The sequence below is a fragment of the Vibrio sp. AND4 genome (genome assembly GCF_000171815.1).
In the GTDB taxonomy this organism is placed as follows: domain Bacteria; phylum Pseudomonadota; class Gammaproteobacteria; order Enterobacterales; family Vibrionaceae; genus Vibrio.
On the sequence record NZ_ABGR01000016.1, the window covers coordinates 49233 to 61309 of the forward strand.

At 44.8% G+C, this 12077-nt stretch carries 6 protein-coding genes, 4 tRNA genes and 1 pseudogene; 10 read left to right on the forward strand and 1 reads right to left on the reverse strand.

What is annotated here, in order from left to right:
* Positions 1-15: 15 nt before the first annotated feature.
* Positions 16-2379 carry a DNA polymerase II gene (locus AND4_RS14270; RefSeq protein WP_009843682.1) on the reverse strand — a complete coding sequence of 788 codons (2364 nt, stop codon included), beginning with the start codon at positions 2377-2379 and terminating at the stop codon, positions 16-18.
* 430 nt (positions 2380-2809) lie between these two features.
* On the opposite strand from AND4_RS14270, the gene uvrY reads away from it, so the two are divergent.
* From uvrY to AND4_RS14320, 10 genes and pseudogenes are all read left to right on the forward strand, one after another.
* Entirely contained in the window at positions 2810-3454 is a 645-nt protein-coding gene (uvrY, locus tag AND4_RS14275; protein WP_009843683.1) for a UvrY/SirA/GacA family response regulator transcription factor, read from the forward strand.
* Between the two features lies 1 nt (position 3455).
* Entirely contained in the window at positions 3456-5288 is a 1833-nt protein-coding gene (uvrC, locus tag AND4_RS14280) for an excinuclease ABC subunit UvrC (RefSeq protein WP_083796293.1), read from the forward strand.
* Between the two features lie 46 nt (positions 5289-5334).
* Complete coding sequence (pgsA, locus tag AND4_RS14285) at positions 5335-5892, forward strand: CDP-diacylglycerol--glycerol-3-phosphate 3-phosphatidyltransferase (RefSeq protein WP_005530466.1); 558 nt, start codon at positions 5335-5337, stop codon at positions 5890-5892.
* Positions 5893-6291: 399 nt separating this feature from the next.
* Positions 6292-6365, forward strand: a tRNA-Cys gene (locus tag AND4_RS14290).
* Between the two features lie 36 nt (positions 6366-6401).
* Positions 6402-6477: transfer RNA gene (locus AND4_RS14295), tRNA-Gly, on the forward strand.
* 78 nt (positions 6478-6555) lie between these two features.
* Positions 6556-6642, forward strand: a tRNA-Leu gene (locus AND4_RS14300).
* 11 nt (positions 6643-6653) lie between these two features.
* A tRNA-Gly gene (locus tag AND4_RS14305) sits at positions 6654-6729 on the forward strand.
* Between the two features lie 664 nt (positions 6730-7393).
* A complete protein-coding gene (locus tag AND4_RS14310) occupies positions 7394-10285 on the forward strand; it encodes a pyridoxal phosphate-dependent class III aminotransferase (RefSeq protein WP_009843686.1) in 2892 nt (963 codons plus the stop codon).
* 18 nt (positions 10286-10303) lie between these two features.
* Entirely contained in the window at positions 10304-11557 is a 1254-nt protein-coding gene (locus tag AND4_RS14315) for a carboxynorspermidine synthase (RefSeq protein WP_009843687.1), read from the forward strand.
* Positions 11558-11714: 157 nt separating this feature from the next.
* Positions 11715-12077: pseudogene (locus AND4_RS14320) on the forward strand (carboxynorspermidine decarboxylase); the annotation flags it as partial.

Consider the following 12077-nt stretch of genomic DNA (forward strand, 5'->3'; position numbering starts at 1 on the left):
AAATCAGAGTCTGATTTAGAACAGGCCCATTTGTGGTGCAGAGAGTCGCTCAAAGTCTTTGCCAATAAACGGCAAAATCGCGTCCGCGATCGGTTTTAACTGTTTATCAATGTAATGTTGATAATCGATAGGGCTATTGCGATATTCGTGCGGCTCTGGCCCGTTAAGGGTAATCAAGTACTCAATTCGACCGCGGTTTTGATATTGTAACGGCCTGCCTAATTTGGCATTGATGTCATCGGCCAAGCGTGCCGCACGCACTTGGGGGGGGATATTCTTTTGGTATTCATTTAGCTTGCGGCGTAAGCGTTTTTGATACACCAAATGATCATCAAACTCACCATTATTGGTTTTCTCAACCATCTCTCGCACGTAATCACTCGGGTCTTCGCCATGGAAGATCATTTGGTACAACGTGTTTTGGAATCGCTGTGCCAGCGGTGTCCAGTCGGTACGTGCACTCTCTAATCCTTTGAAGATAATGCGCTCTTGTTCGCCTTCACCAATTAAACCTGCGTAGCGTTTCTTAGAGCCCGTTTCTGCACCACGAATGGTTGGCATCAAGAACTTGCGATAATGGGTCTCGTACTCAAGTTCAAGAATCGAGTTGAGGTTGTATTCACGGCGTAAGTGTTCACACCACCATTGGTTGATGTAGTCGACTAACTCATTACCAATCTTATCTGCATCTGCTTGATCAAATGCGCCGTTTAAAGAGACAAAAGTTGAGTCAGTATCACCATAAATAACTTGATAGCCTTTGTCTTCGATCAGTACCTTGGTCTGCTTCATGATTTCGTGCCCACGCATAGTGATGCTCGAAGCAAGGCGGGTATCAAAGAAACGACAGCCAGAAGAGCCAAGCACACCATAAAAAGAGTTCATGATGATCTTGATTGCTTGTGAGAATGCTTTTTCATTGTTCTTTTTGGCGACATCACGTGCCGCCCAGAGGTTTTCGATCATCTCTGGCAAAAAATGCTTACTACGATGGAACTGACCGCCGCGAAACCCCGGTACCGCTTCATTATCGGCTTTGCCGATTTCAAGCTGTAAGCCTTCGACTAAACCCATAGGATCGATCAAGAAGGAGCGAATAATAGAGGGGTACAGGCTCTTAAAATCGAGGACCAATACCGAGTCGTAAAGGTTTGGGATGGAGTCCATCACATAGCCACCAGGGCTGGCAATCCAGTTTTCTGGGTGCAAGTTTGGCGCGATATAACCAGCACGATGAATTTGAGGCAGATATAAATTGGTGAACGCTGCTACCGAACCACCAATGCGATCAAGCTCCACACCCGTTAATCGAGAGCGCTCAATGGCGAAATCGAGTAGATGAGTATGGTTAAAAATCTTGTTGACCAACACACAGTCTTGTAGGTTGTATTTGGCAAGAGCCGTTTTGTCTGTACGGAACATGCGATTGATTTCATCCATGCGATCATGCACGTTATGAATCTCTTTTCCTTCGCCAAGGAGTTCTTGCGAAACAGACTCAAGTGACCAAGATCGGAAATGATAAGTGGCGGTTTTTAGTGTATCGATACCATCTAGCACGACGCGACCGGGGATCGATATAAAGCCCTGCTGGCTCTGCGCGGAACTGCGAAAGTAGCTGGGTTGGTCCGCGCGACCTAATACCAGCTTCATGTTGTGCCATTCTGCACGCTTATGGAGCAAGCGGAAATCAAAGTCGATAACGTTCCAGCCAATAATGACATCCGGGTCAAACCGTTTAAACCAAGCGATCAAAGCATCGAGTAATGCCTTTTCATCTTTCACCCATTGCATTGGTGTATCTGCTGGTTCAGGTTCACCAATCATGATGACCCGTGAGTCAAAAGGACTATCTATACCAATCGAGTAGAGAACCCCTTTTTCTGAGCATTCTAAATCAAGGGAAGCGATATGCAGCTTTGGCTGATATTCACCAGAACGGCACTTTGCATTTTGGATACGCTGGAAGCCATTGAGTGATTGCAAATTACCCGTAAATTCAATGCTGCCCTTGATAAACCGTTCCATCAAGTATCGGTCAGCAAGACGCACGTCACCTTCGAAATGAACAATGTCATGTTGCTTGAGCTCATCTTGTAGGGTGAACGCGTCTTTTGACGTTTGCGTGTAACATGCCGCCAATGGCGTGAGTTGAAAGTTCTTTAATTCGAGCGAACGTATATCGACAGAAATTTGCTTGGCAGTTGCGATCTTATAGATTTGATCTGTTCGCGCTTGTTCAATAAAGAAGACTGGTCTTTCTCCTTGAATCAACAATTGGGTTGGGCCACTCTCGGTCGAAAGCCAAAGCTCAATTTGAGTTTGACCTTTGATGTCTCGGGCTTGTCGAGTGAGAAGGAAGCCTTGTTGGATTTTCAATAGAGAAACCTTGTAAACCAGTGGAGCACGAATTCTATCATTAAGAACTGTAAAAATAACCAGTAAAATACCTATGCTCAATTTTACGGACCAGTGCTAGTGTTACGAGCGTACAAAACCGCTGAGCTTTTGCTTACAGAATAACCATTTAAGGACTATATTCCATGTGAAAGAGCAAAGTGAAATCTAGTTGCTTGATTTCTCGGAGTATATGTTGTTAATTGTCTTGTCTTAAAATTTGGCGTTGCATGATGTACACTGAAATAATGATGTAGTTTATGAATAAGTTCTTGCCAAATTTTGCGTTTGAGCACATATTCAAATGAAGCAATCTATTGCCTAATACGGTATTATATAGGCACTCATACTGATATCCATGTAACTAATAGTTATGTGGGAGCAGAGCCGATAAAAGTGTGGAGATACAAGTTTGATAAATGTTTTCCTTGTAGATGATCACGAGCTGGTTCGCACAGGGATACGACGTATTATTGAAGACGTCCGTGGAATGAACGTAGCAGGAGTAGCTGACAGCGGTGAAGAAGCAGTAAAATGGTGTCGCAGCAATCATGCTGACGTTATTTTGATGGATATGAACATGCCAGGAATTGGCGGCTTAGAAGCCACCAAAAAGATTCTTCGTGTGAATCCTGATGTAAAAATCATCGTATTGACCGTTCATACGGAAAATCCGTTCCCAACGAAAGTGATGCAGGCAGGAGCTTCTGGTTATCTAACCAAGGGTGCAGGCCCTGATGAAATGGTCAACGCAATTCGTGTGGTTAATAGTGGGCAGCGCTACATCTCCCCAGAGATCGCGCAACAAATGGCCTTGAGTCAATTCTCACCTGCTTCAGAAAACCCATTTAAAGATCTCTCTGAACGCGAACTCCAGATCATGATGATGATCACTAAAGGGCAGAAAGTCACAGACATTTCTGATCAACTGAATTTAAGTCCAAAAACGGTCAACAGCTACCGCTACCGTCTGTTTAGTAAATTGGACATCAATGGAGATGTTGAGTTAACACACTTAGCGATCCGACACGGAATGCTGGATACCGAGACCCTTTAGTGTGAATCAACCCTTCGATTCGGCTTCCTTTCTCAAGACAGTAACTCATCAGCCTGGCGTTTACAGAATGTACAACGTCGAGGCTGTTGTCATTTATGTGGGTAAAGCCAAAGATCTCAAAAAACGTCTCTCAAGTTACTTTCGCACCAAAGTAGATAGTGAGAAGACTCGTGCCCTAGTAAGTAATATCGCAAAAATTGATGTCACGGTAACTCACACCGAGACGGAAGCGCTTATCCTCGAGCACAATTACATCAAGCAATATTTACCGAAATACAACGTACTTCTGCGTGACGACAAGTCGTATCCATACATTTTTATTAGCGGTCATAAACATCCGAGATTGTCTATGCATCGCGGGTCTAAAAAGCGAAAAGGTGAGTATTTTGGCCCGTACCCTGACTCAGGGGCGGTGAGGGAAACGTTACACCTTTTGCAGAAAATACTCCCTGTTCGTCAGTGCGAAGATACGGTTTATTCCAACCGCACACGCCCTTGTCTGATGTACCAAATTGGCCGTTGTGCGGGGCCGTGTGTGAGCACGATTATTTCTGATGAGGAGTACGCAGATCTAGTCGGATTCGTGCGTTTGTTTTTGCAAGGCAAAGATAACCAAGTACTTGAACAGCTAATCGAGAAGATGGAAGTGGCGAGCCAACGACTCCATTTTGAAGATGCCGCTAAGTTTCGTGATCAAATCCAAGCGATTCGACGTGTACAAGAGCAACAATACGTCTCAGAAGATAGCATGGATGATATGGACGTACTGGGTTTTGCGCAAGAGAACGGTATTGCTTGTATTCATATCTTGATGATTCGCCAAGGTAAAGTGTTGGGTAGTCGTAGCCATTTCCCTAAGATCCCGCATAATACCAGCCAGCAAGAGGTGTTTGATAGCTTTCTCACTCAGTACTATTTGAGTCACAATGAAGCCCGCACTATTCCAACGCGTATCATTTTAAATCAAGAACTGGGTGGTGATATCGAACCTATTCAGCAAGCTTTGAGTGAAGTGGCTGGTCGCAAAGTTCAGTTCCACACCTCACCAGCAGGGGTGCGAGGTCGTTACCTCAAACTGTCGAATACTAATGCATTAACGGCAATCACCACCAAGATCAATCATAAAATGACCATCAACCAACGCTTCAAAGCACTACGAGAAGTCTTGGCGATGGAGACTATCTCGCGAATGGAATGTTTCGATATTTCGCACACGATGGGAGAGAGCACCATTGCCTCCTGCGTAGTCTTTAACAGTGAGGGCCCAGTTAAGCAAGAGTACCGTCGTTACAACATCACCGGTATTACTGGTGGCGATGATTACGCTGCGATGGGGCAAGCTCTAGAGCGTCGTTATTCGAAGCAGCTTGATGTTGAAAAAATACCAGAGATTATCTTCATCGATGGTGGCAAAGGTCAGCTTAATCGAGCTCATGAGATCATTTGTCAATATTGGGGAGATTGGCCCAAGCGTCCGACCATGATTGGTATTGCCAAGGGTGTTACCCGCAAGCCGGGTCTTGAAACCTTAATTACCGTAGATGGTGACGAATTTAACTTGCCAAGCGATGCACCAGCCTTGCATTTGATTCAGCATATTCGAGATGAAAGTCATAATCATGCCATTGCTGGGCACAGAGCGAAACGTGGAAAAACGCGCCGCACCAGTGCTTTAGAGGGAATTGAAGGGGTAGGGCCTAAACGTCGTCAAGCCTTACTTAAATACATGGGGGGCTTACAGGAGTTGAAGCGTGCAAGTGTCGAAGAAATAACCAAAGTACCGGGAATTAGTCACTCTTTGGCAGAAATTATTTTCCAAGCATTGAAACAATAAAGAAAATCCCGCACCATTAAGCCGCAATGTGTAAGAGAATAATAAAATGCGTTTGAATATCCCGAACATTCTATCTCTACTAAGACTATTCTTAATCCCAGTTTTTGTGGTTGTCTTTTATTTACCATACTCTTGGGCTCCTTTTGCTGCGGCAATGGTTTTCTGGGTCGCAGGTTTTACTGATTGGCTAGATGGCATGCTTGCTCGTAAGTTAGGTCAAACATCTCGCTTTGGTGCTTTTATTGATCCTGTAGCGGACAAGGTACTGGTTGCTACAGCATTGATTTTGATTACAGAGCATTATCATAGCATTTGGGTGACTATCCCCGCAGTGACGATGATAGCGCGTGAAATCATTATTTCTGCGTTGCGTGAATGGATGGCTGAAATTGGTAAACGAGCCAGTGTTGCGGTTTCTTGGGTCGGTAAAGTTAAAACTGTGTCCCAAATGTTCGCTCTTTGGGTACTCATCTGGCGTTATGACGATTGGATGGTTTGGCTGGGCTTTGGTGCCTTGTACGTTGCAACCTTCCTAACTTACTGGTCAATGGTTCAGTACTTAGCTGCGGCGAAAGATGATTTGCTCAATGAAGAGCACCATTAATGAATCCAATGCAATAGTATTTTAAAAAGCAGGCAATTTAGCCTGCTTTTTTTATGTGGATTGCTAGACGTACGAGATTAGCGTGATCTAAGTCTTACTTTCTTCTGCATCATTCCTTGTTCATATCTGTTCCGTTGATTATCTGCAGTTGAAATAGAGAAGAACACCGATGAGTGGCTAAATGAAATGCCCTAATATCCATGATAAACCAGAGTATTTTGGGTGTTCTCAGTAGCAAAACTAATCAATTTACTGCCTTTCGCACAAAATCTGGTCAAACGATTTAAAAAAATAAAAATAGTGTTGACTCGATTGCTCGAATCCGTAAAATGCACGTCGTACCCAAGAGAGCACAGCTCAAAAGGGGGGTGATAGAAGTTATAATTCTTTCACAAATGAGGCGCCTTGGCAGAGTGGCTATGCAGCGGATTGCAAATCCGTGGACCTCGGTTCGACTCCGGGAGGCGCCTCCATTATTTTTTGAAAGTGAATGGCTTTCAGGAATAAATGCGACACTAGCTCAGTTGGTAGAGCGCAACCTTGCCAAGGTTGAGGTCACGAGTTCGAACCTCGTGTGTCGCTCCAAATTAAAATGATATGGCGTTTAGCGATATCTGATGGTGTTTTACTTTTCTGTAAAGGCATCACAAATTAAATTTGTGTGCCCTGGTGGTGGAATTGGTAGACACAAGGGATTTAAAATCCCTCGACGTTCGCGTTGTGCCGGTTCAAGTCCGGCCCGGGGCACCATCTCAAAATTTGCGACACTAGCTCAGTTGGTAGAGCGCAACCTTGCCAAGGTTGAGGTCACGAGTTCGAACCTCGTGTGTCGCTCCAAATTTTAAAGCCCAGTATTTATACTGGGTTTTTTGTTTTTGAAGTTTCACTATTCCCATCTCAATCAATACTGCCAGATTTAAGGCGTGCCCCCTCTTATCTCACTTCTTGTTTGGGGTGACTTTATGCGATATATATCGAACTTACGTTGTGCTAGATGAGTAAACGTTTGCTTCTGATTGTGATCTAAATCAATATGCATCGACGAAAATAGTTTGTCAGAAGATTTTATTTTGTGATAAGTTTTTGCGCAATCTCGGAGCGTATTATTACGACTTTGATTCTCTGGGGGATACGCGTAGTGATCATTCAAGCTGACGGTGATACTACGTAGGGTAGGTATCGGCAAAGCCTTGTGTCGATAGAAGGGATACTAGTGCTGTAAAAAGCAGCATGCTAATGGGAAACCCAACATTGAAATCTTTAAATACATACACATCAATCAGCTTCATATTGCCAAAATGTCCCGTTTTACAAAACGGATGCATTACGGAACCTTGATTCGTCTCCAGACATACTAAAAGTCACGCTCATCGTGGCCGATTATCCGTGTTTGTCGTTTAAATAACGATGAAGGCGGAGGTATATCTATATTCCTGACATTCAATACGAATAAGAATAAATACAGGAAAGAGAATCATTATAATCCAAGGACCTACGCAGTATGAGTACTGTTTTTGAAGTCGATGACACTATCGCAAATTACTTTTCCTCCCAAGTTCCTGTTGTCGAAGGAAAGTATGATTTAACACCGGACCAAGTCCTTCTCGAGCAGGCTGAGCATGAATCTGAGGTTCGCTCGTACCCACGTCGTTTACCCATCGCAATCAAGCGAGCTTACGGTTGCTTGGTTGAAGATACACGAGGACAAATCTTCCTAGACTGTCTTGCTGGTGCGGGCACATTAGCTCTTGGTTACAACCATCCAGAAATTAACCAAGCGCTAAAAGCACAGTTAGACTCTGGTTTGCCATACCAGACTCTAGATATCGCGACATCTGCCAAAACGCATTTTATTAAATCTGTTAAGGGCTTCCTTCCCCAAGAATTGAGTGACAACTGCGTGATTCAATTCTGTGGTCCTTCAGGTGCAGATGCCGTTGAAGCGGCCATCAAATTAGCGAAGCAAACCACAGGTCGTAATACTATGTTGGCTTTTCGTGGTGCCTACCATGGAATGACGAACGGCACCATGGGCATGATGGGGAACTTGGGCACCAAAGCTCGCCGGACGGGTTTGATGTCAGACGTACACTTCATGCCTTTCCCTTACAACTTACGGTGTCCGTTTGGTCTAGGCGGAGATGAAGGCGCGAAAGCGAGCATTCGTTACATCGAACGTCTACTGAACGACGACGAAGCGGGTATCATGAAGCCAGCGGCAATCATTGTGGAACCAGTGCAAGGCGAGGGTGGCGTTATTCCTGCGCCTGCGTTCTGGCTGCGCGAGTTACGCCGGATCTGTGACGATCAAGATATCTTACTGATTTTTGATGAAATTCAATGTGGTGTTGGGAAATCCGGCTACAACTTTGCATTCGAAGAAGCTGGGATTGTGCCTGATATATTGTGTTTATCTAAAGCGATCGGCGGCGGCTTACCAATGTCACTATTGGTGATCAACAAACAGCACGACACGTGGAAGCCAGGTGAACACACTGGCACGTTTCGAGGTAATCAATTAGCGATGGTATCAGGTGCGAAAGCGCTAGAAATCATCCAGCGCGATAATCTTGTTAAGCACGCCAACAACGCAGGCCAGTATTTACGCCTTGGCCTTGAAAGTATGCAAAAGCGCGTTAACTGCATCGCAGACGTTCGCGGTAAAGGCTTAATGCTGGGCGTGGAAATTAAGAATCCAAACGGCGAACTCAATAAGTTCGGCGAGCCTTTGTCGGATGGCCAACTTACTCTTGATATTCAATATGCGGCACTTGAGCGTGGCTTGATGGTAGAGAAGGGGGGCCGTGACGGCTCTGTGATTCGTTTCCTCCCACCACTTATCATTTCTCTCGAGCAAATTGACTTTGCGCTTCGTGTTCTGGAAGACGCAATTATCGCAGCAGGCGGTAGTCATGTTGAAACATCGTCACAAGAAGAGTGGAAAAAGCACTTTATTCATACTGGTGAACTTGGCGGCGCTGAATTTGCATCGGTGATGAACCATACGACAGCGGCGATGAAGTCGGTATTCGAACACGTGCGTGCGCCGTATTCTGGACTGGATCCCAAGCGGTTGGAAGCCGCAATTTACGCCGTTGATTTAGACCATAAAAACGCACCGCTAAAAGCTGTGATCGATGAAGCAATAGAGCTTGTCGCGAAGAATGCAATCTTCACTCAACACCCTGATTGTATCGCTCACCTACACACACCTCCTTTGATGCCAGCGGTAGCGGCAGAGGCCATTATTGCGTCGCTGAACCAATCAATGGATTCATGGGATCAAGCCTCTTCTGCGACCTATGTAGAGCAAAAAATGATTAACTGGCTGTGTGACAAGTACGAGCTTGGAGAGAAGGCTGACGGCATCTTCACTAGTGGTGGAACTCAGAGTAATCAGATGGGCCTAATGTTGGCGCGTGACTGGATTGCGGACAAACTGACTGGCCACTCAATTCAAAACTTAGGCCTTCCTGAGTACGCAGCCAAATTACGTATTGTTTGTTCAGAAAAGTCACATTTTACGGTGCAAAAGTCAGCATCTTGGATGGGGCTCGGTGAGAAAGCCGTGATGACCATCGATGTAAACGCTGACGGAACAATGGATGTTACTCAGTTAGATCAAGCTCTAATACAGGCGAAATCTGAAGGTCTGATCCCATTTGCTATTGTTGGCACGGCGGGTACGACCGACCACGGTGCAATCGATGATCTTGATTTTATAGCTGATATGGCAGCGAGACACGAGATGTGGATGCATGTTGATGGCGCTTACGGTGGCGCAATGATTCTGAGTAGTCACAAATCACGCCTGAAAGGCATAGAGCGAGCACACTCTGTCAGTGTCGACTTCCACAAACTTTTCTATCAAACAATTAGCTGTGGTGCACTGCTGATCAATGACAAATCGAACTTTAAGTTCTTGCTTCATCATGCTGATTATTTAAACCGAGAACACGATGAGTTACCAAACTTGGTCGACAAATCCATCGCGACGACGAAACGTTTTGATGCATTAAAAGTCTTTATGACAATGCAAAACGTCGGTCCTAGCGTACTTGGTGAAATGTACGATCACTTATTAGTACTCACTCAGCAAGTTGCCGACATGGTGCGCGCTCATGAAAGGTTTGAACTTTTAGCAGAGCCTACGCTTTCTACGGTTTTATTTCGTGCAACTAACGGCCGCATGACAAGCGCATCAGCCGATTTAGATGAATTGAATAAAACACTGCGTCTTGAAGCCTTGACTCGTGGTATCGCAGTTCTCGGTGAAACTATCGTTGATGGTAAAACCGCTCTTAAATTTACGATTTTAAACCCTTGTCTGACGACAGCGGACTTTGAATCTTTGCTCTTGAAAATAAACCTACTAGTGGTTGAGCTAGTCTAATAAAGGTAACGGAAAATTATGGCAGTTTTACAGATTGGTGCAGGTGGCGTTGGCTGGGTTGTTGCGCACAAAGCGGCACAAAACAATGATGTTCTGGGTGATATCACAATCGCATCTCGTACTATTGAGAAGTGTGAGAAGATTATTGAATCGATTCAGAAAAAAAACAACCTGAAGGATTCAGCGAAGAAACTGGAGGTGCGCTCAGTTAATGCTGATGACGTAGATGCTCTTGTTGCACTGATTGAGGAAGTCAAACCGGATCTCGTTATCAATGCGGGTCCTCCGTGGGTCAACATGTCCATTATGGAAGCGTGTTATCGAGCAAAAGTCTCTTACTTAGATACATCCGTGGCCGTTGATCTATGTTCTGAGGGGCAGCAAGTTCCACAAGCTTACGACTGGCAGTGGGGCTATCGTGAGAAGTTCGAACAGGCAGGTATTACCGGTATTCTCGGTGCTGGTTTTGATCCAGGCGTAGTATCGGTATTTGCGGCGTACGCTGTGAAGCATCTGTTCGATGAAATCGATACGATTGACGTAATGGATGTCAATGCAGGCGATCATGGTAAAAAGTTCGCCACTAACTTTGATCCAGAAACAAACATGCTCGAGATCCAAGGTGATTCGTTCTACTGGGAAAATGGCGAGTGGAAACAAGTACCTTGTCATTCTCGTATGTTGGAGTTCGATTTCCCAAATTGTGGTACACACAAAGTGTACTCAATGGCGCATGATGAAGTCCGCTCAATGAAAGAGTTCATTCCTGCAAAACGTATAGAGTTTTGGATGGGGTTTGGTGACCGTTACTTAAACTATTTCAATGTGATGCGTGATATTGGTTTGCTCAGCCCAGAGCCATTGACGCTACACGATGGTACGGTCGTGCAGCCTCTGCATGTACTAAAAGCGATGTTGCCGGATCCTACGTCTCTTGCTCCAGGTTACACAGGTTTAACCTGTATTGGTACTTGGGTTCAAGGTAAAAAAGACGGTAAAGAGCGTAGCGTATTCATCTACAACAATGCCGACCATGAAGTGGCATACGAGGACGTAGAACACCAAGCTATCTCTTACACTACGGGCGTGCCTGCGATCACCGCAGCGCTGCAATTCTTCCGAGGTGAGTGGGCTGATAAAGGGGTGTTTAATATGGAACAGCTAGACCCAGATATGTTCCTAGAAACGATGCCATCGATTGGCCTAGACTGGCATGTTCAGGAGCTGGAAGCAGGCAAAGGCTTGCCCTTGATTCACGAACTAAACAAATAAACTTTAATATTAACTTAATATGTTTAGATGATCTGAGCAGTCATGGTGAAATTTCATGGCTGCTTTTATCATATTTATGCTGACCACTTTCGCTCTAGAAGTTTCCTTTTGAACAGGGGAAAGTTCGAGAGGCAGAAAGTTTGATAAATGGCTAGTTATGAGCAAAGAACAACTTAAAACTCCGTACTTCATGATTAATGAAGACAAGTTGATCGAAAACCTAGAGAAAGCAAAGCAGTTAAAAGACATTTCTGGCGTGAAGCTGGTATTAGCTCTGAAATGCTTTTCAACATGGGGAGTATTTGACATCATCAAGCCTTATTTAGATGGTTCGACCAGCTCTGGTCCGTTTGAAGTAAGGCTGGGCTATGAGACTTTTGGCGGTGAAACGCACGCATACAGTGTTGGTTATAGTGAGGATGATGTGCTCGAAGTGGCGGATATTTGTGACAAATTGATTTTCAACTCACAGTCTCAGCTCGCAGCGTACCGCCATATTGTTGAGGGCAAAGCGTCTATT

Bases quoted from the DNA above. Each gene is read 5' to 3' on its own strand.
- pgsA (WP_005530466.1), top strand. From the start codon at position 5,335: ATGCGTTTGAATATCCCGAACATTCTATCTCTACTAAGACTATTCTTA.
- AND4_RS14310 (WP_009843686.1), top strand. From the start codon at position 7,394: ATGAGTACTGTTTTTGAAGTCGATGACACTATCGCAAATTACTTTTCC.
- AND4_RS14315 (WP_009843687.1), top strand. From the start codon at position 10,304: ATGGCAGTTTTACAGATTGGTGCAGGTGGCGTTGGCTGGGTTGTTGCG.